Origin of the sequence: Tropicibacter sp. S64 (genome assembly GCF_049803835.1) — a bacterium.
In the GTDB taxonomy this organism is placed as follows: domain Bacteria; phylum Pseudomonadota; class Alphaproteobacteria; order Rhodobacterales; family Rhodobacteraceae; genus Pacificoceanicola.
Genome location: NZ_JBNAGK010000008.1, coordinates 230,716 through 255,000 on the forward strand (window position 1 = coordinate 230,716; position 24,285 = coordinate 255,000).

24 protein-coding genes, 2 tRNA genes, 2 rRNA genes and 1 pseudogene (1 of these 29 only partly in view) are annotated in these 24,285 nt (G+C 64.2%); 15 read left to right on the forward strand and 14 right to left on the reverse strand.

Translation table 11 applies throughout. The features are described from left to right. Positions 1-182 precede the first annotated feature (182 nt). The 4 genes from ACP159_RS14550 to dgcN form a co-directional block, all read right to left on the reverse strand. Positions 183-1,046, reverse strand: coding sequence for a D-amino-acid transaminase (locus ACP159_RS14550; RefSeq protein WP_425100459.1), 864 nt, complete (start codon positions 1,044-1,046; stop codon positions 183-185). Positions 1,047-1,127: 81 nt separating this feature from the next. Next, positions 1,128-1,709 carry an NUDIX domain-containing protein gene (locus ACP159_RS14555; protein ID WP_425100460.1) on the reverse strand — a complete coding sequence of 194 codons (582 nt, stop codon included), beginning with the start codon at positions 1,707-1,709 and terminating at the stop codon, positions 1,128-1,130. A 292-nt stretch (positions 1,710-2,001) separates the two neighbouring features. Further along, positions 2,002-2,967 carry an N-acetyl-D-Glu racemase DgcA gene (dgcA, locus tag ACP159_RS14560; RefSeq protein WP_425100462.1) on the reverse strand — a complete coding sequence of 322 codons (966 nt, stop codon included), beginning with the start codon at positions 2,965-2,967 and terminating at the stop codon, positions 2,002-2,004. Between the two features lie 131 nt (positions 2,968-3,098). After that, positions 3,099-4,100, reverse strand: coding sequence for an N-acetyltransferase DgcN (dgcN, locus tag ACP159_RS14565; RefSeq protein WP_425100463.1), 1,002 nt, complete (start codon positions 4,098-4,100; stop codon positions 3,099-3,101). 257 nt (positions 4,101-4,357) lie between these two features. Here dgcN and ACP159_RS14570 point away from each other — a divergent pair, with 257 nt between their 5' ends. Beyond that, on the forward strand, positions 4,358-5,317 hold the full coding sequence (locus ACP159_RS14570) for an L-malyl-CoA/beta-methylmalyl-CoA lyase (RefSeq protein WP_425100464.1): 960 nt from the start codon (positions 4,358-4,360) through the stop codon (positions 5,315-5,317). Between the two features lie 72 nt (positions 5,318-5,389). Here ACP159_RS14570 and ACP159_RS14575 read toward each other — a convergent pair whose 3' ends face one another. Next, positions 5,390-6,106 (reverse strand): VPLPA-CTERM sorting domain-containing protein, encoded by a 717-nt coding sequence (locus ACP159_RS14575; RefSeq protein ID WP_425100465.1) that lies wholly within the window; start codon positions 6,104-6,106, stop codon positions 5,390-5,392. Between the two features lie 127 nt (positions 6,107-6,233). Continuing rightward, positions 6,234-6,686: an Lrp/AsnC family transcriptional regulator gene (locus tag ACP159_RS14580; protein WP_425100466.1), complete on the reverse strand. Its 453-nt coding sequence runs from the start codon at positions 6,684-6,686 to the stop codon at positions 6,234-6,236. A 72-nt stretch (positions 6,687-6,758) separates the two neighbouring features. Between ACP159_RS14580 and ACP159_RS14585 the strand changes: the two genes are divergently transcribed. Further along, a complete protein-coding gene (locus tag ACP159_RS14585) occupies positions 6,759-7,352 on the forward strand; it encodes a LysE family translocator (RefSeq protein ID WP_425100467.1) in 594 nt (197 codons plus the stop codon). A 41-nt stretch (positions 7,353-7,393) separates the two neighbouring features. On the opposite strand, the gene ACP159_RS14590 is transcribed toward ACP159_RS14585, so the two are convergent. Continuing rightward, the gene (locus ACP159_RS14590; protein ID WP_425100468.1) at positions 7,394-8,248 is read right to left on the reverse strand and encodes an AraC family transcriptional regulator; all 855 of its coding nucleotides are present in this window, start codon (positions 8,246-8,248) and stop codon (positions 7,394-7,396) included. A gap of 96 nt (positions 8,249-8,344) precedes the next feature. Between ACP159_RS14590 and ACP159_RS14595 the strand changes: the two genes are divergently transcribed. The 5 genes from ACP159_RS14595 (at position 8,345) to ACP159_RS14615 (ending at position 12,661) form a co-directional block, all read left to right on the forward strand. Further along, positions 8,345-9,307 (forward strand): acetyl-CoA carboxylase carboxyltransferase subunit alpha, encoded by a 963-nt coding sequence (locus ACP159_RS14595; RefSeq protein WP_425100469.1) that lies wholly within the window; start codon positions 8,345-8,347, stop codon positions 9,305-9,307. 191 nt (positions 9,308-9,498) lie between these two features. Then, positions 9,499-9,948: a phytanoyl-CoA dioxygenase family protein gene (locus ACP159_RS14600; RefSeq protein ID WP_425100470.1), complete on the forward strand. Its 450-nt coding sequence runs from the start codon at positions 9,499-9,501 to the stop codon at positions 9,946-9,948. An 88-nt stretch (positions 9,949-10,036) separates the two neighbouring features. After that, the gene (gene proS, locus ACP159_RS14605) at positions 10,037-11,377 is read left to right on the forward strand and encodes a proline--tRNA ligase (RefSeq protein ID WP_425100471.1); all 1,341 of its coding nucleotides are present in this window, start codon (positions 10,037-10,039) and stop codon (positions 11,375-11,377) included. A 143-nt stretch (positions 11,378-11,520) separates the two neighbouring features. Continuing rightward, positions 11,521-12,234: a cytochrome c biogenesis CcdA family protein gene (locus tag ACP159_RS14610; protein WP_425100472.1), complete on the forward strand. Its 714-nt coding sequence runs from the start codon at positions 11,521-11,523 to the stop codon at positions 12,232-12,234. A 16-nt stretch (positions 12,235-12,250) separates the two neighbouring features. Further along, positions 12,251-12,661 (forward strand): thioredoxin family protein, encoded by a 411-nt coding sequence (locus tag ACP159_RS14615; RefSeq protein WP_425100473.1) that lies wholly within the window; start codon positions 12,251-12,253, stop codon positions 12,659-12,661. A gap of 33 nt (positions 12,662-12,694) precedes the next feature. Here ACP159_RS14615 and ACP159_RS14620 read toward each other — a convergent pair whose 3' ends face one another. From ACP159_RS14620 to ACP159_RS14630, 3 genes are all read right to left on the reverse strand, one after another. After that, positions 12,695-13,264, reverse strand: coding sequence for a hypothetical protein (locus ACP159_RS14620; protein ID WP_425100474.1), 570 nt, complete (start codon positions 13,262-13,264; stop codon positions 12,695-12,697). Positions 13,265-13,313: 49 nt separating this feature from the next. Next, complete coding sequence (locus tag ACP159_RS14625) at positions 13,314-13,967, reverse strand: GntR family transcriptional regulator (protein WP_425100475.1); 654 nt, start codon at positions 13,965-13,967, stop codon at positions 13,314-13,316. Between the two features lie 224 nt (positions 13,968-14,191). Next, complete coding sequence (locus ACP159_RS14630; protein ID WP_425100486.1) at positions 14,192-14,881, reverse strand: M48 family metallopeptidase; 690 nt, start codon at positions 14,879-14,881, stop codon at positions 14,192-14,194. Positions 14,882-14,987: 106 nt separating this feature from the next. On the opposite strand from ACP159_RS14630, the gene ACP159_RS14635 reads away from it, so the two are divergent. The 8 genes from ACP159_RS14635 (at position 14,988) to ACP159_RS14670 (ending at position 22,136) form a co-directional block, all read left to right on the forward strand. Further along, positions 14,988-15,314, forward strand: a complete 327-nt coding sequence (locus ACP159_RS14635) for a TIGR02300 family protein (RefSeq protein ID WP_425100476.1) — start codon at positions 14,988-14,990, stop codon at positions 15,312-15,314. 101 nt (positions 15,315-15,415) lie between these two features. Further along, positions 15,416-15,491 (forward strand) — tRNA-Ala (locus ACP159_RS14640). A 249-nt stretch (positions 15,492-15,740) separates the two neighbouring features. Next, on the forward strand, positions 15,741-17,081 hold the full coding sequence (locus ACP159_RS14645) for a cytochrome P450 (protein WP_425100477.1): 1,341 nt from the start codon (positions 15,741-15,743) through the stop codon (positions 17,079-17,081). Beyond that, positions 17,078-18,031, forward strand: coding sequence for a hypothetical protein (locus ACP159_RS14650; RefSeq protein ID WP_425100478.1), 954 nt, complete (start codon positions 17,078-17,080; stop codon positions 18,029-18,031). The genes ACP159_RS14645 and ACP159_RS14650 overlap by 4 nt, the downstream gene beginning before the upstream one ends. Next, positions 18,024-18,896 carry a HesA/MoeB/ThiF family protein gene (locus ACP159_RS14655; RefSeq protein WP_425100479.1) on the forward strand — a complete coding sequence of 291 codons (873 nt, stop codon included), beginning with the start codon at positions 18,024-18,026 and terminating at the stop codon, positions 18,894-18,896. Before ACP159_RS14650 ends, ACP159_RS14655 begins: the two co-directional genes overlap by 8 nt. Beyond that, positions 18,893-20,056 carry a hypothetical protein gene (locus ACP159_RS14660; protein ID WP_425100480.1) on the forward strand — a complete coding sequence of 388 codons (1,164 nt, stop codon included), beginning with the start codon at positions 18,893-18,895 and terminating at the stop codon, positions 20,054-20,056. The genes ACP159_RS14655 and ACP159_RS14660 overlap by 4 nt, the downstream gene beginning before the upstream one ends. Continuing rightward, positions 20,053-21,138, forward strand: coding sequence for an N-acetyltransferase family protein (locus ACP159_RS14665; RefSeq protein WP_425100481.1), 1,086 nt, complete (start codon positions 20,053-20,055; stop codon positions 21,136-21,138). Before ACP159_RS14660 ends, ACP159_RS14665 begins: the two co-directional genes overlap by 4 nt. After that, positions 21,135-22,136: a hypothetical protein gene (locus tag ACP159_RS14670; protein WP_425100482.1), complete on the forward strand. Its 1,002-nt coding sequence runs from the start codon at positions 21,135-21,137 to the stop codon at positions 22,134-22,136. Before ACP159_RS14665 ends, ACP159_RS14670 begins: the two co-directional genes overlap by 4 nt. A 133-nt stretch (positions 22,137-22,269) precedes the next feature. Here the strand turns inward: ACP159_RS14670 and ACP159_RS14675 are convergent. The 4 genes and pseudogenes from ACP159_RS14675 to ACP159_RS14690 form a co-directional block, all read right to left on the reverse strand. Further along, positions 22,270-23,026, reverse strand: a pseudogene (locus tag ACP159_RS14675) (IS5 family transposase). Positions 23,027-23,124: 98 nt separating this feature from the next. Continuing rightward, positions 23,125-23,201: transfer RNA gene (locus ACP159_RS14680), tRNA-Met, on the reverse strand. Between the two features lie 66 nt (positions 23,202-23,267). Beyond that, a 5S ribosomal RNA gene (rrf, locus tag ACP159_RS14685) occupies positions 23,268-23,382 on the reverse strand. Positions 23,383-23,578: 196 nt separating this feature from the next. Beyond that, positions 23,579-24,285: ribosomal RNA gene (locus ACP159_RS14690) — 23S ribosomal RNA — on the reverse strand; it runs 2,162 nt beyond the window's last position.

Genomic DNA, 24,285 nt, shown 5'->3' on the forward strand with positions numbered 1-24,285 from the left:
CCGCGCCGCCACCAGCACGCCCCCACGTCAGTCATGCGCAACCCGCCCGGGACGATCACCACGATGGCAAGGGCATCCCGCATGGAGGCTTACAGCGTCTTGCCTTTACTGAATCAACCTGCGACACGAATGTCTCGAAAGCGCAGCAGAGTATCCGTGTCTCAAGGTGAAGGCGGGGCGCTTCAGACAGCCGCCTTCCGGCTTTCGTCGAGGTAGATCTCGCGCAGCCGCAGCGCCTTCTCCCCTGGCACGCCGGAGCCCACCGCGACACCGTCGATCTCCACCACCGGCATCACGAAGGTCGACGCGGAGGTGATGAAGGCCTCATCCGCCGCCTTCGCCTCGTCAATCGTGAAGTTGCGTTCCTCCACCTGCATCTGCGCCTCGCGCGCAAAGCGCAGCACCGCCGCCCGGGTGATCCCGTGCAGGATGTCATTGGACAGCGCCCGCGTGACGATGGTGTTGCCCTTGATGAAATAGGCATTGTTGCTGGTGCCCTCGGTCACGAAGCCATCCTCCACCATCCAGGCGTCATCCGCCCCGGCCTTCTTCGCCATCATCTTGCCCATGGACGGATACAGAAGCTGCGTCGTCTTGATGTCGCGGCGGCCCCAGCGCACGTCCTCGATGGAAATCACCTTGATCCCCTTCTTTGCCACAGGGTTCTCCGCCAGACCCGGCTTGTTCTGGGTGAACAGAACCAGTGTCGGCTCGCAGGTCTCCGGGTCGGGGAAGACGAAATCGCGATCCCCCGGCGCGCCGCGCGTGATCTGGAGGTAAATCATCCCCTCCTCGATCCCGTTCAGCCGCACCAGCTCGCGGTGGATATCCAGCAGATCGTCGAAGGCCGCCGGTTTCGGCATATCGAGTTCGCTCAGGGACCGTTCCAGCCGCTTCGCATGGCCCTCGAAGTCGATCAGCTTGCCGTCCAGAACCGAGGTCACCTCATAGACGCCATCCGCCATCAAGAACGCCCGGTCAAAGATGCTCACCTTGGCCTCGGTCTCGGGCAGGTACTCTCCGTTGAGGTAAACGGTACGGGTCATGGCTCTCTCCATCAGGGGGCACGGCGCAACAAGGCCGGAATCGCGATCCGTCTTAGGGCCGGGACCACCCCGGTGCAAGGATCACGGCATCACATGCAGCGCCGCGTGCTGCAGCAGGATCACCGTCTTGGCATCCCGGATGCGCCCGTCCCGGATCATGGCGAGTGCCTCGTCCAGCGCGACGTCCATGATCTCGATCTCCTCCCCCTCCTCGCGCAGCCCGCCGAACTTCGCCTGTGCCTCTTGCGCGCCATAGGTTGCGGTAAAGAAGTGCAGCCGCTCCGTCACCGATCCCGGCGACATGTAAAGGTCAAAGAGAAACGTCGGATCGGTCAGCGTCAGTCCGATTTCCTCCTGCGCCTCGTCCCGGATGCGCGCCTCCGGTTCCGCATCGTCGAGCAGCCCCGCCGCCGCCTCGATCAGCCACGGGTCGGCCTCGCCGTTGTAGGCAGCGGGCCAGCGGAACTGCCTCCCCAACAGCACATGCCGCCGCACCGGGTCGCAGGGCAGGATCACCGCCCCGTCGCCCCGGTCATAGGTCTCGCGCCATTGCTCGGACACCGTGCCATCCGAAAACGTCAGCCGCAGCTTCGTCGTTTTCAACAGCGCCCAGTTTTCGGACAGCGTGTGTTGTTCGACAATCTCGAAGGAGGCGCGGGACATGGCGGGCCCTTTGCGGTGAAGGTCGGTCGAAGGGTTAACGCGGTTCTGGCGCCGCGCAACAGTTGAACGACGGGTCGGAGCGTGGCCGGAGGGCAATCTGTACGAAACTCGGACAGAATCGTACCAAACTCCTGAAAGAGCGAGTTTTGACCCGGATCGGCAGGGGGGGGCAATCTGTACGAAAAAAGCCGGGTTTTGTACCGACTTTCCGATGCAACGCCCTGCGCGCGGTCCCGACTAACCCACCGAACGGTGCGTTACCCTGCGTTCGGTGGGGGGCTTTCGGCCTGTCTCACCCCCAGAGGCTCGCCTCCGGCGGATGCACGCCTTTTTCGTCGAAAATCAAGGGGTTGTCCCGATCCTCAGCCAGCAAGAGCGGCCCATCGAGATCAGTGACCAAAGCGCCCTGCGCCACGAGGGTTGCTGGCGCCATGGCCAGAGACGAGCCCACCATACAGCCGACCATGACCTTGTAACCCTCTGACAAGGCTTGCTCTTTCAGCCTCAACGCCTCGGTCAGCCCGCCTGTCTTGTCGAGCTTGATGTTCACCACGTCATACTTGCCCTTCAGCCCAGGCAGGCTCGCCCGATCATGACAACTCTCATCCGCACAAACCGGGACCGGCCGCTCCATCCCGATCAGCGCCTCATCCTCTCCGGCGGGCAGCGGCTGCTCCACCAAGGAAACACCAAGCCTTTGAAGATGCGGGCAAAGTTCAGCATAGACCTCAGCCGACCAACCCTCGTTCGCATCCACGATGATCCGCGATTTCGGCGCCCCGCGCCGCACCGCCTCCAGCCGCGGCATGTCATCCGGCGTGCCCAGCTTGATCTTGAGCAAGGGCCGAAACGCCTGCTTCCGCGCCGCCGCTTCCATCGCCTCCGGTTCGCCCAATGACAGCGTGAACGCCGTCAACTCCGGCCCCGGCGCCGCCAGCCCGGCCAAATCCCAGACCCGGCAACCCGCTGATTTTGCTTCCCAATCCCAAAGCGCGCAGTCCACGGCGTTTCGCGCCGCGCCGGCGGGCAGCAAATCGTACAACCCCTCTCGCGTCACCCCCGCAGGCAGGCCGAGCACCTCCGCCTCGACACTCTCCAGACTTTCGCCATACCGCGCATAGGGCACACACTCCCCGCGCCCGATCACCCCGTCCCGGCATACCGAAACGGTCAGAACCTGCGCTTCGGTTCGGCTCCCGCGCGAGATGGTGAAGGCCTCCGCCAGCCGAAAGACATCCCGCTTGACCATCAAACCCATGCACAACTCCCTGTTTTCCCGGAAAACCGCCCGCCACGAAACTACGGGACGGCGGGCGGGGCGTCTTTGCCTGAAGGGCAAACAGCGCCCGGCCACCGTTCACCGCTTTTGGCCAACCTGTGCTATACCCGTCAAAGGGCCGCAAGAGCCTCTGCCAGACGCTCTGCGCCGTGCCGGAACGGATCGACAGTTGGCAAACCAAGCCGCGCTTCCACCTCGGCGCAATAGGCTTTCGCTTCCTCTTCGCCCATATGTTGCGTGTTGATCGACACGCCGACCACCTTGCATGCCGGGTTCGCCACCTTCGCCAGCGCCAGCGACATGTCCCGCACCGCCTCCAGCGACGGCAGGGTATAGCTCGGCAGGCCGCGCATGTGTGCTCGCGTCGGCTCGTGGCAGAGGATCAGCGCATCGGGCTGGCCGCCATGGATCAGCGCCAGCGTAACCCCCGAGAAACTCACGTGAAACAGGCTCCCCTGTCCCTCGATGATGTCCCAGTGATCCGGGTCGTTGTCCGGCGTCAGCCACTCGATCGATCCTGCCATGAAGTCGGCAATCACCGCGTCCAGCGGCACGCCGTCTCCGGTGATCAGGATGCCGGTCTGACCCGTCGCACGGAACGTGGACTTCATGCCCATGTCCCGCATCGCCTTGTCCAGCGCCAGCGCGGTGTACATCTTGCCGACCGAACAATCGGTGCCCACCGCCAGCACCCGCTTGCCCGTGCGCTTCTCGCCGTTGGCAATCGGATACTCGACCACCGGCACCCGCACGTCATGCAGCGTGCGCCCGCACGCCTCGGCCACCGCCACCAGATCCGGTTCGTTTCTCAACAGGTTATGCAGGCCGGAGGCGAGGTCGAAGCCCTCCTCCAGCGCCGCCACCAGCACCTTCTTCCAGCCCTGCGAAATTTTCCCGCCCCGGTTGGCGACGCCGATCACCAGCGTCTTCGCCCCGGCCGCCTTCGCCTCTTCGAGGGTCATGTCGGCCAGCTTGAGATCAGCCTTGCAGCCCTCCATCCGGAACTGCCCGACGCAATTCTCCGGACGCCAGTCCTTGATCCCTTGCGCGACCTTGGCGGCCAGCGGGTCGGGCGCGTCGCCCAGGAACAGTAGATACGGCGTCTCGATCATGGCAGTCTCCGTTGCAAGTGTCTCCATCAAGAATGCCGATAATCCGACGGAAGTTTCACCCCGAACGCATCGCGAGACGGTCACATTGTCGAATAATCTCTCGCCACGCCGCCTTTTGAGGCACAATCCTCCCGGCGCGAACCATGGGAGAGCCAAGGCGGATGCTGCAGATGCAGAAATCCCCTTGCACAGTGCGGCGTAATTTCATAACCCAATCGGGACAGAAAACGAAATATCCTTACCCGAAAGGTGCCCCGATGTCCTTCCGCATCCAGCCTGCCGCCCCGGCCCGCCCCAACCGCTGCCAGCTTTTCGGCCCGGCCTCCAACTCCAAGCTGCCGCCGAAGATGGCGACCTCCGCCGCCGATGTCATCAACCTCGATCTGGAAGATTCCGTTGCACCGTCCGACAAGGATACCGCGCGCAAGATGGCCATTGAAGCGATCGGCGACATCGACTGGGGCAACAAGACGCTTTCGGTGCGGATCAACGGGCTCGACACGCCGTATTGGTATCGGGATGTGGTTGATCTGCTTGAACAATCCTCCGAACGGCTGGACCAGATCATGATCCCGAAGGTCGGCTGTGCAGAGGACATCTATGCCGTCGACGCGCTTGTGACCGCCATCGAACGGGCGAAGGGCCGGACCAAACGGATCAACTTCGAGGTCATCATCGAGAGCGCCGCGGGCATCGCCCATGTCGAGGAGATCGCCGCCGCCAGCCCGCGTATGGTCGCCATGAGCCTCGGCGCCGCCGACTTCGCCGCCTCCATGGGCATGGCGACCACCGGCATCGGCGGCACGCAGGAGAATTACTACATGCTGCATCAGGGCCAGAAGCATTGGTCCGATCCGTGGCACTGGGCGCAGGCCGCCATCGTCGCCGCCTGCCGCACCCATGGCGTGCTGCCTGTCGATGGCCCGTTCGGCGATTTCTCCGACGATGACGGCTACCGCGCTCAGGCGCTGCGCTCGGCGACGCTCGGCATGGTCGGCAAATGGGCCATCCACCCCAAGCAGATCGCGCTGGCCAACGAAGTCTTCACTCCCTCCGAAGCCGCCGTCACCGAAGCCCGCGAGATCCTCGCGGCCATGGAGCAAGCCAAGGCCAACAATGAGGGCGCCACGGTCTACAAGGGCCGCCTCGTCGACATCGCCTCGATCAAGCAGGCGGAAGTCATTGTGCGCCAAGCGGAAATGATCGCCGCCAGTTGACGGAACAGACCGGCGAATGAAAAAAGGGCGGCCTCGACGGGCCGCCCTTTCTTGTGTTTGCCAACCTGAGGGTCAGGCGTCGCGATGCTTGCGCCGCACCAGCGCAAGACCGCCGAGTCCCGCCAACAGCAGCGGCAGACCGGCTGGCAACGGCACGGCGGATGCCTGCACCTTCGCGGCAACGAACCCGCCGTATTCCACCTCTTCCCAGATGAACCCCGAGCCCAGCAGGAAGCCGTACTGACCGGCCACATTGGGATCGAAGGGCGTGTAGGCGGGCGGTACGAGAATGCCGGGGACCGCCGTGGTCAGATAGCCGAAAGAAAGATTTTCGCTGGCCTGAAAGAACGTCGTCCCCGGATTGTTCGCCGCCAACGCCGCCGACAAGTCGATGGCACCGAAGGCGCTCAGCTCCGTGCCGAGCGCGGGGTCCATGTCGTAAAGCAATCCGAGACCGATGTCGTCGAGGGTGATGCCGTCGCTGCCAGTGACCTCTGCGGCAAAGCTGAAGTTCCATTTCGACGCGCCCGGCGTCGATTCGCCGGCTTCCACGCCGTAGTAGGCCTCCTCGATCACCACCGGATCGGGACTGCCGAAGCGCGGAGTGATGATCAGACCCAGGGTCACGACGGAATCGGTACCGGCCGAGAACTGGGTGATGGCGCCGAGGGATGTCGGAATGCCGCTGCCGCCAAAGGTCACGGTGTTGGTGAAATAATCCTGCAGATCGCCCCAGATCGGCGCGGTGGGCGCCAGTGGAGCGGCGGTCACGGCGGATGCGAGGCTCATGGCGCATGCGCTCACGAGGGCTATGGTCTTGTTCATGGAAAGCACCTTTGATCTATCAACTGCGGATTCTTTGAGGATAGTCTGTTTGACGCAGGAGTCCCGAAAAAACTGCGGACTGCCCGGCGCCTCAGGCCCGTTCGTCCTTCGGGGAACCCATCACCACGTAGGTGGTCAGCGTGTTCACCTGGGGCAATGCCCCGAGAATATCCGTGTGGAACGCCTTGTAGGCGGGCAGGTCCGCCACTTCGACCCGCATCAGGTACTCCACGGCGCCCGTGATGTTGTGACACTCGCGCACCTGCGGCGCCGCCCGCATCGCCCGCTCGAAACTCTCCTGCGACGACTTCGTATGCGTGTTCAGACCCACGGTGATGTAGGCCGTGAAGCCGACGCCGGTCTTTTCCGGCGAGAGGACGGCGCGGTAGCCCTTGATCACGCCGCGCTTCTCCAGAGCCGCCACCCGCCGCAGGCAGGCGGACGGCGACAGGCCAACCCGATCGGCGAGCGCCAGGTTGGATTGCCGCCCATCACGGCTCAACTCGCGCAATATCCTGCGGTCAATGTTATCTTCATCGCTCATAAATTGCTTTGGTAGTGCAATCAGACAGAAGATTGCAAGAAATCGCCGCGCAGTTCGGGCAAATATTGCGCCATGACACCCGATCTTCTCCTCGCGCTTGCGCTCTTCTGTGCCGCCACCCTGTTCACACCGGGGCCGAACAACGTCATGCTGATGGCCTCCGGCGCCAACTTCGGCCTGCGCCGCTCGGTGCCGCATCTGACCGGCGTCGCCTTCGGCTTTCCGCTGATGACCATTCCGGTCGGCCTCGGGGTCATGCAGCTGTTCGACCTCTGGCCCCCGGCGCAGATCATTCTGCGCGCGGTGTCCGTCGTCTACATGCTCTGGTTGGCCTGGAAGATTGCCCATGCCGCGCCGCCGAAGGACCGTGAGGCGGAGGCGCGCCCGCTGACCTTCGTACAGGCGGCGGCCTTCCAGTGGGTCAATCCGAAGGCCTGGTCCATGGCGTTCGGCGCGGTCACGCTCTATGCCACGGGCCGCGACTTGCCGGCCATCCTCTGGGTCGCGGGCAGCTTCCTCGCGCTGGGGACGCTGTCGGCGCTGACGTGGGTGACGCTCGGGACCTGGGTGCGCGGGTTTCTGGCCAACCCCGACAGGCTACGCGTGTTCAACTGGACGATGGCCGGTCTGCTCATAGCCTCGATGGTCCCGGTGCTCTTTCTCTGAGCGGGCCCGGGGCACAGCCCCGGCCTACAAAGGGCGCGCGCTCAATCCACCAGGGGGATGTAGATCTCGGTCAGCAGCTCCTCCGGCCTGGTATACATCGGGCTGTTGAGATGGCACTCGAAGGGCGGCCTGTCCGCCGGTTCCGCGCCGCTCGCGGGCAAGGCGTTGCAATAGATGTCCTCCCACGCCCGCGGCAGCCCGGCATAGGGGCCCTTGTGGGTCGTCACGAGGTGCCGCCCTCCGGGAATGATGTATTCCTCCAGCTCATCGGGCAGCACGAAATCCGCGCTGACCCGCAGTCCGGCGAAGCTCCGCAGATCCGCCTCCTCGACCGCGTCGATGGAATCGAAATAGACGCCGATCTCGCGTTCCGCCTGCGGCCACAGTGCCTTGGCCGAAAAGACCGCCGCGACCTGTTGATAGGCCCGACCGATCTCGTAATACGGCCCCCTGTGCGGCAATCCAACCAGCCGCTGTTCCGGCAAATCCCTGATTTCGCTCGGCATCATCTCTCGCTTTCCTTTTACAAAAGGCAGAACCTCCCGGTCCGGTTGCCCGAGCCGCCGGAATGCCAGCGGCGTCAGCCCGGTCTGCGCCTTGAACACCCGCGCGAAACTCTGGGCATTGTCGTAGCCGCAGAGCGCCGCCACCTCCGCCACGGGCTTGCGTGTCTGGACCAGCCAGATCGACGCCCGATGCACCCGGATGCGCCGCACCGCCCCCGCGACGGTTTCGCCGGTGAGAGCCGCGAACACCCGGTGAAAATGGAACCGCGACAGCGCCGCGACCTCCGCCAGCGCGTCGAGCGACAGGTCCCCGGCGGGGGTGTCGAAGATATGGCGGATCACCCGGCGGATGCGGTCCTCAAGACCTGATTGTTTCGGCTCGTCTCTCATGCGCCCAGTCTTACCCATCGGTTTGCGACAAATCTTGCTTTGTTGCATTCGGCCAAAAGCGCGGCCATATAGCGCAAGACCCAAGGAGACCCGAGCATGACCCATTACCTCGACTTCGAAAAGCCGCTGGCCGAGATCGAAGGCAAGGCAGAAGAGCTGCGCGCCATGGCGCGGGCGAACGAGGACATGGACATCGAGGACGAGGCGAAGGCGCTCGACCGCAAGGCCGAGGTGCTCTTGCAGGACCTCTACAAGAAGCTCTCACCCTGGCGCAAATGCCAGGTCGCCCGCCACCCGGACCGGCCGCATTGCAAGGATTACATCGACGCGCTTTTTACCGAGTACACGCCGCTGGCCGGCGACCGGAACTTTGCCGACGATCATGCGGTCATGGGCGGCCTCGCGCGGTTCAATGACACGCCCGTCGTCGTCATCGGCCATGAAAAGGGCAACGATACCCAGAGCCGCATCGAGCGAAATTTCGGCATGGCCCGCCCCGAAGGCTATCGCAAGGCGATCCGCCTGATGGAGATGGCGGACAAGTTCGGCCTGCCGGTGGTCAGCCTCGTCGACACCCCCGGCGCCTACCCCGGCAAGGGCGCGGAGGAGCGCGGCCAATCCGAGGCGATTGCCCGCTCGACGGAGAAATGCCTGCAGATCGGCGTGCCGCTTGTCTCCGTCATCATCGGCGAGGGCGGCTCCGGCGGCGCGGTGGCCTTCGCCACGGCAAACCGCCTCGCCATGCTGGAACACTCGGTCTATTCGGTGATCTCGCCGGAAGGCTGCGCCTCGATCCTCTGGAAGGACGCGGAGAAGATGCGCGAGGCGGCGGAGGCCCTGCGGCTCACGGCGCAGGACCTCTTCAAGCTCGGCGTCGCGGACCGGGTGATCCCCGAACCCATGGGCGGCGCCCACCGCGACCGCGCCGCGACCATCACGCTGGTCGGCAAGACCATCGCGGGGATGCTGGAAGACCTGTCCGGCAAACCCGGCAAGACCCTGGTCGCTGAGCGCCGCAAGAAGTTCCTCGGGCTCGGCTCGAAGGGGCTGGCGGCCTGACCCACCAACCGGACTTCGACGAAAGCGGACGGCTGTGGCTTCGGGCGTCGCTCGAGGCGGTCCGAGACGCCTTGCCGAACGGCGTGGGTGCACGCGGGTCCGCCCTGTCCGGTGTGCGCACCGCACTGTCGACAAGTGGGTTGCTTGATTGGCTCAATGTCCTCTGGCCCGGAATGCGCTTGGTGAGGCTGGTGGCTTTCGACAAAAGCGACAGTCAGAACTGGTCCCTGCCATGGCATCAGGACCGTGTGGTCGCGGTTCGGGACCGGCTGGACGTCGAGGGCTTCACCAACTGGACCCGCAAGGACGGGAGTTGGCATTGCGAGCCGCCCGTGGCACTGCTGCAGAGAATGCTGTTCCTGCGAGTGCACCTCGACCCGTCGACCGAAGACAACGGCGCGATGCAGATCGCTCTCGGAAGCCATCGGCAGGGTCTGATCCCGTCGGCGCAAGCCGCGAGCGTTGCATTGGCTTGTCCCGTCGAGACCACCGAGGCCGCCCCGGGCGACCTGCTCGTCCTCAAGATGCTGACCCTGCACCGCTCCTGCCCCTCAAGAGAGACGACACCGCGCCGCGTTTTGCGCCTCGACCTGGCGGATTTCGACCTGCCCAGCGGGCTCGACTGGGCCGAGCACGGCTAAACCCGGTCCGGCCCGTCACAGCCCTTGCAAACAGCGCCCCTTTCCAGCAAAACGCCGGGCAATCACGCCTGTCCTGAAGGGTATACCCATGCGCCTCTCCCGTTACTTCCTGCCGGTTCTGAAGGAAACGCCGTCCGAGGCGCAGATCGTCTCGCACCGCTACATGCTGCGCGCCGGCATGATCAAGCAGGCCAGCGCGGGCATCTATTCCTGGCTGCCGCTGGGCTACCGGGTGCTGAAGAACATCGAAAACATCGTCCATGAGGAGCAGCAACGCGCCGGGCATATCCCGCTCCTGATGCCGACGCTGCAATCGGCGGACCTCTGGCGCGAGAGCGGGCGTTATGACGCCTACGGCGAGGAGATGCTGCGCATCACCGACCGCCACGGCCGCGACATGCTCTATGGTCCGACCAACGAGGAGCTAATCACGGACATCTTCCGCAGCCACATCTCCTCCTACAAGGACCTGCCGCTTACGCTCTACCACATCCAGTGGAAGTTCCGCGACGAGATCCGCCCCCGCTTCGGCGTGATGCGCGGCCGCGAGTTCCTGATGAAGGACGGCTACAACTTCGACCTGACGAAGGAAGACGCGCTGCACGCCTACAACCGTCACCTCGTATCCTATCTCCGGACCTACGAGCGCATGGGTCTGCAGGCGATCCCGATGCGCGCGGACGGCGGCCCGATCGGCGGCGACTACACCCACGAGTTCCTCGTGCTGGCGGAGACCGGCGAGAGCGAGGTTTTCTATGACAGCGAGATCACCGACCTGACCTTCGGCGACCGCGTTATCGACTATGACAGTGTCGAGCAGTGCCAGGCGGTGCTGGAGGAGTTCACCTCCCGCTACGCCCGCACCGACGAGACCCACGACGAAGCGATCTTTGCCAAGGTCCCCGAGGAGCGCCGCCGCACTGCGCGGGGCATCGAGGTCGGCCAGATTTTCTATTTCGGCACGAAGTACTCCGACTCCATGGGTGCGATGGTGCAGGACGCCGAAGGCAACAAGGTGCCCGTCCACATGGGCTCGCACGGCATCGGCGTGTCCCGTCTGCTGGGCGCGATCATCGAGGCCTCGCACGACGAGAAGGGCATCATCTGGCCGGAAGGCGTGACGCCCTTCGCCTGTGGCATCGTGAACCTGAAGGTGGGTGACGCGGAGGCGGACGCAGCCTGCGAGTCGCTCTACGCGTCCCTGACGGCACTCGGGCTGGAACCGCTCTACGACGACACCAGCGAACGCGCCGGGGGCAAGTTCGCGACGATGGACCTGATCGGCCTGCCGTGGCGGATCACCGTCGGTCCGCGCGGTCTGAAGAATGGCGTGGTGGAAGTCACCTGCCGCCGGACCGGCGAGAGCGAGGAACTGCCCCCGGTACAGGCACTGGAGAAGATCGCGAAGATCTACGGCAAGGCAGTCTGAGCCTGTTCGGGCGGGGCCGTGTGTTCCGCCCAACCCGATTGTTCCGCCCAACCCCGTGTTCGGAAACATTTCCCACGTCCAAGTGACTTGCCGTCAGCCTTTCGTTTGGTGACGGGTGACCCTGACGCTGGCAAAACGGTTTCATGGAGATCCTTTTCGCATATGGCGCGGGCCTTCTGACACTCATCAACCCCTGCGTGGTGCCGGTGTTGCCGATCGTCATTGCCACGGCGCTGAACGCCAGCCGTCTCGGCCCCGTCGCCATGGCCGCCGGTCTCAGCCTCTCCTTCGTCACGCTCGGGATCACCATCACCGCCTTCGGACAGGCGCTCGGCCTCGACATCGACACGGTGTCCAGGGCCGGGGCGGTTCTGATGATCCTCTTCGGCTCGGCGCTCCTTCTGCCGCAGGCGAGCACCGTCATGGCCACCGCCACCGCCGGACTCTCGTCCCGCGCCGATGCGGGCATGGACCAGATCGACCGGGGCAGCCTCACCGGGCAATTCCTCGGCGGCATGCTGCTCGGCGCGGTCTGGAGCCCCTGCATCGGTCCGACCCTCGGCAGCGCCATCGGCCTTGCCTCGCAGGGCGAAAGCCTGATGAAGGCCACCCTGATCATGGCCGGATTCGCCGCTGGCGTCTCCACCCTGATCCTCGGCCTCGCCTACGGCACGCGGGGGGCCATCGGCAAACACAACGCGCTCCTGCGCCGGCTTGCCGTGCAGGCCCGCCCGATCCTCGGCGCGACCTTCGTTCTCGTCGGCACCGCGCTGCTGCTGAACTGGCATCACGCCATCGAAGGCTGGCTGCTGTCCGTTTTGCCCGCCTGGCTCATCGACCTGTCCGTTTCCCTCTGACCTTTGGAGTACACCCATGAACCGTCGCGACTTTCTCATCCTCACCGGCGCCGCCGCCGCGCTCCCCCTCGCCGCAAAGGCCGCCCCGCTCGACTACACGCCGGGCCTCGTGGAAAAACACCTGAAGGCGGGCGACACCGTCTTCCTCGACTTCAAGGCCAGCTGGTGCACGACCTGCGCCGCACAGGAGCGGGTCCTGAACGCGCTCAAGGCGGAAAACCCCGCCTATGAACAGGCCATCACCTTCATCAACGTCGACTGGGACACCTATTCCAAGGACCCGCTGACCCAATCGCTGAACATCCCGCGCCGCTCGACGCTGGTCGTGCTCAAGGGCGATCAGGAGTTGGGCCGCGTCGTGGCGCAGACCTCGACAAGCAGCATCAAGGCGCTCATGGACACCGCTCTGGGCGCGGCGACAGCCTGAACGCCAACGCAGCCCCGGGCCTGACCCGGGGCCTCACGCCCCAAGCACCTCTTCCAGCCCCAACGAGGCGATCAACTCGTAATAGCCGAAGACGATCAGCACGAAGAAGGCGATCAGGATCAGATCGTGCTTGAAGTGGTTGGAATGGAAGAAATCGCGGTCGCGGTGGTGCAGCACGTCCATCAACTCGTCGCCGAACTTCACGGACAGGAACGTCCCCGCCCCGCTGAGCAGCACAACGGCCCAATAGGGCCAGGGCGTCACCAGGATCTGGTGAAACAGCCGGGTGAGGATGGTGGTGTCGTAATAGGCCGGTGCGAGCAGCAGGGCAAAAGCATTGATTGCCCCGGCCAAAACCCAGACCACCACCTCAGAGACCACCATGCGGATGCCGAACAGCAGGCGCAGCGGGAAGTCCAGCAGGAAGCCCGCATCCGCGACCGGCGTGCACAGGACGAAAAAGGACCAGGTGAGCGCCGCCGTCACCGCCCCGGTGGCCGCGTCGAACCGAATCCAGAGATAGACGAAATAGCCGACAAGCAGCGCCAGAAGCAGGGCGAACTTGATCAGGACCTGGCGTTGCGGATGGGATGTGGCGGACATGGACGGTCTCCAGCTCTCTTGCGCCCTGCCCTTGTCCCGCACTCCGGCCTCAGCCCGCAAGCATCCGCAGCCCCTGCGTGACATCGGACCGCACCGCGAGGCGCAGCCCCGGCTCGTCCCCGGCCTTCAACGCCGCGATGATCAGACGGTGATATTGCGGCGGCTCGGAGCGGCGCAGCCGTGAATACAGAGCCCGCATGGTCGGGCCGAGCTGCAGCCAGACCGTCTCGCACATGGCGAGCATCGCCGGGGCCTGTGCCCGCAGGTAGAGCGTGCGGTGAAATTCGAGATTGGTGCGGATGTAGCCCACCGCGTCGCGATTGCTGACCACGTCGGCGATCCCGGCATTGATGGTCTGCAGCCGCTCGATCAAGGCCATATGTGCGCGTGGCAAGGCACGGGACGCCAGTTCGACCTCGATCAGGCTGCGCAGGGCCGCCAGCTCCTCGATCCGCTCGTTCGTCAGCTCCGGCGTGGAGACGCGCCCCGAGGAGGACATGCTCAGCGCTCCCTCCGCCACCAGACGGTTCACCGCTTCGCGTGCGGGTGTCATGGAGACGTCGAACTCCTTTCCCAGTCCGCGCAGCGTCAGCGCCTGCCCCGGCGCGATCTGGCCGTGCATGATGCGCGTCCGAAGACCGCGATAGACGCGGTCATGCGCAGAGGTAGCAGTATCGGCGGGACGTTGGGTAACGGGTTGCATGCGGCATTTGTGATCACAAAACCACGCGCGTCAATACAGGAAACGTCTCACCCGGACATCCGCAAATCGAACGCGTCTCCGACATACCCGCCCCCTCGCGGAGGAACGGCCTGTCCGACAACCGCTGCATGACAGGGATCATTCCCCCTGATAGCCCAGGGTCGGACCAGCAAGGAACCGGATGCGGGACGGTTCGCCCTTTCGCCGGCCGAAATCGCCAAGTCTCAGTCGAACCGATACCGATGCAGCGCCGGACCCGCCTCGCGCAGCCAACGGCGCGGCGCGCGCCAATCGCCGTAGAGCCGCTCGACCACCGCCCAGAAGGCCGGCGAATGGTTCATCTCCTGCAAATGCGCCACCTCATGCGCCGCGACATAGTCGAGCACCTCCGGTGGCGCCATGATCAGCCGCCAGGAGTACATCAACCCGCCATCCGCCGTGCAGGAGCCCCAGCGAGACCGGGTATCGCGCAGGGTCAGCCTGTTGTACGGTTTGCCAAGGGCGGCGGCATAGCGGTCCGAGGCTATCGCCAGCCGGTCCCGCGCCAGCGTCTTCAGAAAGGCCTGGGTGCGGCGCGCCACCTGGTCCTCCGCCCCCGGCACGTGCAGCACCCCGTCCCGTGTCCGCACCGACCGCCCGGTTCCCGGGGCCAGCGTCAGCTCGACACCCGCGACCGGCAGCACGGAGCCGAAGTTCACGACACAGGCTGCCTCATGCCCGTCGAGGTGCCCGCGCAGCCAGCTTTCCTTGGACAGAACGAAATCCCGCCCCTCGCGTTCGCTGACCCCATTGGGCAAGGTCAGCGTCACGCGGCCGTCCAGCCGCGAGAGCCGAAGCGACAACCGCCGCGCCCGCGCGGAGCGGCGCAATGTCACCTCGATCGGAGGGTTGCCGGGTAGCCTGATCTGCCCCATATGACGCATGTCCACCTGAATGTCGCCAAAGCCTTTGACATGGCCCATCTGTTATGGCAGTTGGCCCGGATTGTCGACATGACCACGAGTTTGAAGGGAATCTCTGATGCCCAAGGAAGAATGGGGAATCAAGCGCATCTGCCCGACCACGGGCAAGCGCTTTTATGACCTGAACCGGGACCCGATCGTCAGCCCGTACACCGGCGAGATCGTGAATCTCGACACCGGCAAGCGCGGCCAGATCGAAGCCGACGGCGAAGACAAGGCCACGAAGGCCAAGGCGGCGGACGTCGAGGATGATGTCGATCTGCTGGACGACGACGACGTCGATGTCGATCTCGACGACGATGATGTTCTCGAGGACGAGGACGACGACAACGTCTCGCTGGACGACCTGACGGACATGCCCGGCGGCGAGGACGACGAGGTATAAAAAACTTCTGCGCGGCGGGATTTTTCCGCTTGATCCCGCCCGCAGCATTGCGTAATCACCCGCGCACAGCATCGATGGTTCCAGCCCGATGCGACACTGATGGGGCCTTAGCTCAGCTGGGAGAGCGCCTGCATGGCATGCAGGAGGTCAGCGGTTCGATCCCGCTAGGCTCCACCAAATCTCCAGAACTTGCGATCGATCATCCGAACGACCGCCCTTTCCCGGGCGGCGCAATGCGACGTTTTCCGCGTTCGCCTGAGCCTCGAACCCTTCCTTGCGGGCTGCGCGGGGTATGGGAAACCGGCATATTCCTGCACGAAGAATCCGTTAAACTTTCATCGTTTAGCCCAGACACGGCCATCTGTGCCTTGCACCAAGGGACAACGCACACACATTCGTGACAGTCGAGTTGCCTTGATGAAGCATATGAGTCCAGAGTCGTTCAGCACCACACCGATCGAAGCAGACATGGCGCAGGCGCCCGTCGGATTGCTGCGGTTCGTGCGCAACGCCGGGCGCAGTCTGCTGTCGGTCATTCCCTCGGAGACGCTGCATGCGCTCTACGTCAAGGGGCCGGCCCGCATTCATTACCTCTGTGACCCCGACCTGATCACCCGCGTGCTGGTCACCGACGCCGCAAACTTTCCCAAGTCTCGAGTGACGAAGAACATTCTCGGCAGCGCCATAGGCAACGGCATGATCCTGTCCGAAGGGAAGGTCTGGAAGGAGCAGCGCCGCCGCTATGCGCCGCTCTTCGCCGCCCGCAACCTGCCGGTTCTGGCCCGCACGTTTGCCGACACCGGGGACCGGCTGGGCCGCGACCTGGCTTCGACGGCGGGGACGGTGGATGTCTCGACCCTGGCGCAGAACGCCTCCCTTTCAGACATCACGCAGGTCATGTTTTCGGGCTCGCAGGATGTCGATCCGGCCGAAGTGAAGGCGGGCCTGGCCCGCTACACGGCCTACGTTGCGGAGATGTCGCTTTTCGACCTGATGGGCCTGCCGTCCTGGGTGCCTCGCCTCAAATGGCTGAAGAGCAAGGCTCCGGTCACCGACATGCGCCGTCTCGCGCGCACCGTGATCCTTGCCCGCCAAGGCGAGAACCGGGAGGAACCGCAGGATTTCCTGGACCTGATGATCGACGCTGTGAAGGCAGACACGGAGGAACTCGACCAGACCGTCGACAACCTGCTGACCTTCGTCGTAGCGGGGCACGAGACCGCTGCAAACACCCTGTCGTGGGGGGTGTACCTGCTGGCACTCTATCCAGAGGCACAGGAGGCGCTGCGCACGGAAATCCTTGCGGCCTGCCCAGAGGGTCCGATCCCCTATGCCGCGCTGGAGGCCATGCCCCGGCTCGACGCGCACGTGAAGGAAACGCTGCGTCTCTACCCCGCCGCCGCCTTCTTTGCCCGGGATGTGGCGCAGGACGTGACGCTCGGAGATATTCCCCTGCGGAAGGGCGACGCGCTGTTCCTGCCAATCTACGCCCTGCACCGCAATGCGCTGCTCTGGGACGCGCCGAACAGCTACCGGCCAGACCGCTTCGACGGGGCCAAGCTGGCGCGCGGGCAGTACCTGCCTTTCGGCGATGGCCCGCGTGTGTGCATCGGGGCGCAATACGCCACGACGGAGATCAAGATCCTGCTCGCCTCCGTCCTGCGGTGTGTGCGGTTCTCGCTCTCTCATCGTCCGATTCCGAAACCGTTGGTGACCATCACCATGCATCCCGAAGGCCCGCTCCACCTGCGGGCCGCCCCGCTATGACGCCGCTTTCCTTCCTCAGGGGCATGGCCGGACGGCACCTGAGCCTGCGTTTCCGCAGCGGGCCGCATCTCGTGGAAATCCACGACCGTCCTGCGCGGCACCTGCCCGCTGACACCTGCGCCGGGTTGCGTCAGGACATCAGGACACTGGCTCGCAAGGTCGAACCCCGGGGCGATCTCGACTATGGCGTCTTCCTCGACGATCCGGATATCTGGCAAAGCCTCTCTCTGACCCTCGTCCGCGACGGCAAGACCGGAGACCTCATCGGGTTCAACGCCCTGCGCTGGATCGAGACACACCCCGGCGAGATGCCGCTGCTGCACCTTGGCCTTGCCATGGTGGACCCGGACCGACAGTCGCAGGGCATTTCCTGGATCCTCTACGGTCTGACGGTTGTGCTGCTGTTCCTGCGCGGCGGATTGAAACCGCTCCGGATCAGCAATGTCACGCAGGTCCCGGCGGTCTTCGGTCGCGTCGCGGGCAGCTTTGCCGATGTCTACCCGGACGGCGTGACCCCGGCGCCGGGATACCGCCATCTTCGGCAAGCGCGGGCGATCATGCGCGATCATCGTCACGTCTTCGGCGTCGGTAACGATGCTTGGTTCGAAGAAGACAGGTTCATCATCCGCAATGCCTATACCGGTGGCTCGGATGCGATGAAGAAGAGCTTCGAACAGGCCGCCCACCACCGCGACGCGGCGATCAACGCCTATTGCCAAGCAGAACTCGACTACCAACGCGGCGACGATTTCCTGCAGATCGGGCAGATGGACGTGCCAACCATGCGCAGCTATTTCCTGCGCGAGGTTCCGGCGGGCAGCCGCCGGGCCGTGCTCATGGCCGCAGGCTTCGCCGTGGCGCAGAACTGGGTCGCGCCACTGTTCGGCTGGCTCGATTCCCGCAGACTTTGGAACGGGCTCGCCCCGGATGGGAGTGCCCCTCGTGTTTGACTACATGGAATTCACCACGCGCAACATCGGGTTCGTGACGCGTGCGCAGCAGGACAAGTTGCGCAACGCCCATGTGTTCGTCTGCGGCACCGGCGGCATGGGCGGCTCCGCCATTCTTGCGCTGGCGCGGGCCGGGATCGGCCGGATGACGCTCTGCGACATCGACGATTTCGAGGTGTCGAACTTGAACCGGCAGGTGTTCTGCTGGCTGGATACCGTAGGCCGGCACAAGGCGGAGGCGACGGCGGAGCAACTACTGCGCATCAACCCGGGCATGCAACTGAACGTACTGAAGGACGACTGGACCGACCACGCCGGGCGGATCATCGAAGACGCCGATGTGGTGATCAACGGCACCGACGATCTTGGCGCCTCGCTGCTGCTCTACCGCACCGCACGGGCGAAAGGAAAAACGGTGATCGACAGCTATGCCTCCCCCTTGCCCTCGGTCTACGTCACGCGCCCCGGCGATTCGATGCCGGAGGAGCGCCTGGGTTATCCGACGCAGGGCGTCGCCTGGGATAACTTGACCGACGAGATGCGCGAGGCGGCCTTCACTGCAGAGGTCATGCACGTGATGACCCACAGCGCCTCTGCCTTCCACATCGACCTCGACATGGCGGGAGAGGTGGCCGCCGGTCGGCGCAGCCGGATGTCGTTTGCGCCCATGGTCATCACCTCCGGCATGCTCATGGGCTATGAGACCATCGCGCTCCTCCTCGGGCAGACCAACCGGACCGATTGCCGGGGTTGGTTCTTCAATCCCTATCGCGCTCGGGTCGAACGTCCGCGCAATCCGCTCGTTGTTGCGCTGATCCGCCCGCTTGTCCGACGCAAGCTCGCCCGGATGATGGCGGCGGGATGAGCGACTTTCTCACGACCGATACGCTGCTCTCGGTGCTTGCCGGACTGTCGCTGTTTGCGCTCCGCACCGCGCTGCCCGACGCGCCGCTGGACCGCTGGCTGACGCGCACGCTTCGCTTCGGGGCGCTGGTCCTCGGGATGTTTTACCTGCTGCGACCGCTTGCGTGGTACGGCGCGGGGGCGCTGGCAGACCGTGTGATCCTCGTCGTCGCCACGCTGACCGCCCTCGCCATCCTGCTCATCGCCGAAGCCGCCGTGAAACGGCACGCGCCGCGCGCGCTCAAGCTCGGCGTGGCCGGAGCCGTGCCGTTGCTGATCGTCGGGGCGCTCGTGGTGCCGCAAAGCCTCGGACCAGCCTACCTCGCCGCGCTTCTTGCCTTCCAGATCGTCGTCCTCGCCTTCGGCGGCTGGATGCTCTGGACTGGCAGCCACGCCGCGGATGGGGCGGACCGCCGCACCCTGCGGTTCTTTGCCGTACTGATCCTGCTCTGCCTGCCCTTGATCGCGGCGGAATCCGCCCTGTTGAACACCGACGGGGCCTTGCATATCTCTGCTTTGGCGGTGCTGTTCGGCGTCTGGTTGTTGTTCAACCTCCCACATTGGACGCTGCAGCCATGGCGGCTCGTGAGCTGGACCGCAGGCGGGCTGAGCCTTGCCATCCTGACCGCGCTCGCCCTGGTGAGCGAGACGGGTGGGACCAGCCTGACGGATACCGCGCTCGGCCTATCCGCCATGCTGATCTTCGCCTCTATTCTGTCGAGCGTGCAGTCCCGGCGCGGCAGCGCGCTGGAGATGCGCCTGGCCGATCTTCTCGAACGCCCGGATACGAGTTTTGGACTCGACGAAGTGATGGAAGCGTTGCACGAGCACCACGTAGCACAGGTTCCGGCATCCGTAAGCGCGGCGGCGGACGGCCCGGCGCTGCGTGCGATGCTCGCCGAGCGCCCTGTGTGGGCCGGACCCGGCAGCCATACCCACCGGGACGCGGACGAAGCCCTCTCCGACATCGCCCGCACCACCGGGGCAAGCCACCTGCTCTGTGTCGGCACAACGCCACTCCGGCTCATTGCGCTGAATCTCGGTCCAGCCGACGCCACCCGCCAGGTGAGCTCCCTCCTGGTCGTCCTGTGCCGCAGGCTGGGTTGCGGAGCATCGGCATGAGCGTGACGATCCGCAGCGGCAACATCGACGCCTTTTTCCGGGTGCCGTTCGAGATCTACCGAAGTTTGCCCTATGTCTCTCCGATGAAATCGGACCTGAAACGCTTTCTCGACCCGCGGGCGAACCCACTGTTCCAAAGCCCCGACGACCTTGGCGTGTTCACCTGCCATCGGGACGGCAGACCGTTGGGGCGGATCACGGCGCATGTCCATCGCGCGTCCAACATCCGCCACGGCACCAATGCCGCCCATTTCGGATATTTCGATTGCGCCGACGATCCGGAGGTGGCGCTGGCTCTCCTGAACACCGCCCAAGACTGGGCGCGTGCGCGGGGCTTCGACGAGATCAAGGGCAACTTCAACCTGACCGCCATGCAGATGACGGGTGTCTGCACCGGCGGCTTCGATGCGCCCGTCTATTCCGACTGCATGTGGAGCCCACCGTGGCTGGAGTCGCACCTGGCGGCCAGCGGGTTCGAGAGGCTGTTCCCGATGACCACACATGAGGTAGCCCTGCCCGCGCCGCAGACACCCCCGCGCCCGTGCCCAGACGGCCTGCACCACGCCCCGATCAGCAGGCGGACCCTGCCGGACCGGCTTGAAGACGCGCGGCAGATCCTGAACGCCAGTTTCGACCGGAACCCGATGTTCGTCCCGGTCAGTGAGGCGGAATACATGTTCCAGGCCAAGGACCTGAAGCTGATCTTCGATCCACGCCTGTCCGTGGTGCTGCACGATGGGCAAAGCCCCGCTGCGGCACTGCTGTGCATTCCGGACCTCAATCCGATGCTGCGGGCCATGGGCTCCAGACTGTCTGTCACGGCTCCCTGGCACTTCCTCAAACACCGCCTGACGAACCGCCGCGCATTGCTGATCTATTACGGCGTCCGCCCGGATTTGCACCGGCGCGGCGTGACACCCTACATGCTTGACCATGTCATGCGGCAGGCACAGGGCGCAGGGTATGACCGGATCGGTGTGACTTGGATCGCGGAGGGAAACCCGGCCAGCCTGCGCCAGATGGAAAAGATCGGCGCACGACCGCTGCAGACACTGCACCTGTTCCGGAAAGCCCTGAGATGACCCTTTCGCCCGAAACCTTTGCCTCCTGCGTGACGGAGGCGAACCTTGCCCCGTCCGTGCACAACGTGCAGCCGGCCCGATGGCATCAGGACGGCCTCCGGATCACGCTGCACTGCGATCCAACCGTGGCACTGCGCGTCGCGGACCCGGAAGCGCGGGATCTGCTGTTCAGTTGCGGCACGGCGCTCGAGGGCATGGTCATCGCGCTCGCCCACCGTGGGTTTGGCACGGAGGTGAGGCTCCTGACCAATCCCGGCCCCGGCGCGGCGGTGGCGGAACTGCAATGCCGCGCGCAAACGCCGATCACCGATCCGCTTTTCGACCAGATACCACGCCGCCGGACCTGCAGGAGCGGGTTCCTGCCCGTGCCACCGGAAAGCATGATGCAGTTGCAGACCTGGGCCGGGGCCAGTCCGGACGTGCACCTGATCACCGACCCGTCAGCCATCGGACGGTGGGCCGACGAGAATGACCGCCTGTCGCTCGATGTCTTCCGCGATCCGGCGTTCCGGAGCGAGTTGCTGTCCTGGATGCGCCTCGGCCGCAATCATCCGCGCTGGTCCGCAGACGGGCTCAACGCCCGCGCCATGGACCTTGGCAGCCTGGAGGCTCTCGCCGTTCCCCTGGCGATGTCCGGCACAATGTTCCGCATCCTGGATCGCTTCGGCCTCTCAAACAGCCTGATTGCAGAAGCACCGAAGACACGCAGCGCCTCCGCCATCCTCTGCCTGTCCGCGCCAGAAGGCCAATCCGAGCTTCTGTCCGGTCGGCGGTATTACCGCATGACGCTCGAACTCGCCGCACTGGGACTGGCAACCTGGCCCATGGCCGTTCTGGTGGATACAGCCGAAGCCAAGGACACGTTGCACGCCGAACTGGCGATCGCGGCCAATCGACAGATCCGCAACTGCCTGCGCGTCGGCCTCGCATCCACCACCCCACCGCCCGCTGCCCGACGGCCCATCGCGGAATTGCTTACGCCCGGCGCGAGGACTTGATCCTTCAGGCACGTGTGCCGAACTGGATTCAATATTTCCGTAACGTTGGAGAAGGGCGACGCGGAGCAGGTGTCCCACGCCCGTACTCGCAACGCCAACAATCCGCGTCTCTAGGGTCAGGACTCGTTCTTGATCATAACCAGAAAATGACCGCTGCGGCGAGCGCGATGGCGGACAGGAAGACCTTCGGGCATCGGTCGTAGCGGGTGGCGATGCGCCACCAGTCCTTGAGCCTGCCGAACATGATATCGATGCGGTTGCGCCCCTTGTATCGACGTTTGTCGTATCGGACGGCCTTGCCGCGGGTCTTCCTTCCGGGGATGCAGGGTCGAATTCCCTTGTCTTTCAGGGCTTCGCGGAACCAGTCTGCGTCGTAGCCCCTGCCGGCGATCAGCCATTCCACCGCGGGCAAAGACCCACACAGCGCCCGTGCGCCGATGTAGTCGCTCACCTGGCCGGCGGTGATGAACAGGCGGATTGGACGTCCCTTGCTGTCGGTGACGGCGTGCAGCTTGGTGTTCATCCCGCCCTTCGTGCAGCCTATCAGGCGCCCACGCTCCCCTTTTTGACCCGCAGGCTGGTCGCCGTCCGGTGGGTCTTGAGATAGGTCGCGTCGATCATCGCCGTCTTCTCCTCAGGGTTCTTGGCGGCCAACCCCATCAGGATGCGGGCGAACACGCCCTTCTCGCTCCAACCCTTCCAGCGACTGTAGAGGGTCTTGTGCGCCGGTATTCCTTGGGTGAGTCGCACCAGCGCGACCCATTGCGATTAATGAAGATTATGCCCGATAGGACGCGCCGGTCGTCAACTCGAGGCTTGCCATGGGACTTCGGGAAGAAGGATTCGAGACGCGCCATCTGCACGTCCGTAAGCCAGAAGAGATTGCTCATGTCACCGCTCGTTTTCGAGCAGTGAATCAGACGCTTGGAGCCTGATCAATGGGTCCCGACCTAGTGAGCGCGGCCTGATCGTCTGTTCTGAAGATATTTGGTTGCGGGAGCAGGATTTGAACCTGCGACCTTCAGGTTATGAGCCTGACGAGCTACCGGGCTGCTCCATCCCGCGACACTTGGCGCATGGGCGCCTGATCGACCGGTTTTCATCGTTTTGAGAGAATTTGGTTTTTACTAGGTTTGGCAGTTACCTACTCTCCCACGTCTTGAGACGCAGTACCATTGGCGTGGACGCACTTAACGGCCAGGTTCGGAATGGAGCTGGGTGTTTTGCAGTCGCTATGACCACCAAACCAAGAAAAAACCAACACGCTGCGCGTGTTGGTTTGTCTTGGTTTGGTGAGTGGGTGGCAGCGCACTTTTACTAAAAAGTGTCGCGAGAACCCACACCTTGGACATGCCAGGCGCAGCGTCATCAATCGTGTTGTCCAAGTTCAAGTCACTGTGGTGTATGCTTTCGACCAGTATTCAGCCTTGCTGTTACTGGATCAAATCAAGCCTATCGGACCATTAGTACCGGTCAACTGAACGCATTGCTGCGCTTACATCTCCGGCCTATCGACGTGGTGGTCTACCACGGTCCTCAGGGATACCTTGTTTTGAGGGGGGCTTCCCGCTTAGATGCCTTCAGCGGTTATCCTGTCCGTTCATAGCTACCCTGCACTGCTGCTGGCGCAACAACAGGTCCACCAGTGGAACGTTCACCCCGGTCCTCTCGTACTAGGGGCAACTCCTCTCAAGTATCCTACACCCACGGCAGATAGGGACCGAACTGTCTCACGACGTTCTAAACCCAGCTCACGTACCTCTTTAAATGGCGAACAGCCATACCCTTGGGACCTGCTCCAGCCCCAGGATGAGATGAGCCGACATCGAGGTGCCAAACACTGCCGTCGATATGGACTCTTGGGCAGTATCAGCCTGTTATCCCCAGCGTACCTTTTATCCGTTGAGCGATGGCCCTCCCACTTGGGACCACCGGATCACTATGGCCGACTTTCGTCTCTGCTCGACTTGTCAGTCTCGCAGTCAGGCTGGCTTTTGCCATTGCACTCAACGAGCGATTTCCGACCGCTCTGAGCCAACCTTCGCGCGCCTCCGTTACGCTTTAGGAGGCGACCGCCCCAGTCAAACTACCCGCCACGCAGGGTCCCGGATCCGGATAACGGACCGCGGTTAGACATCAAGCAGAACAA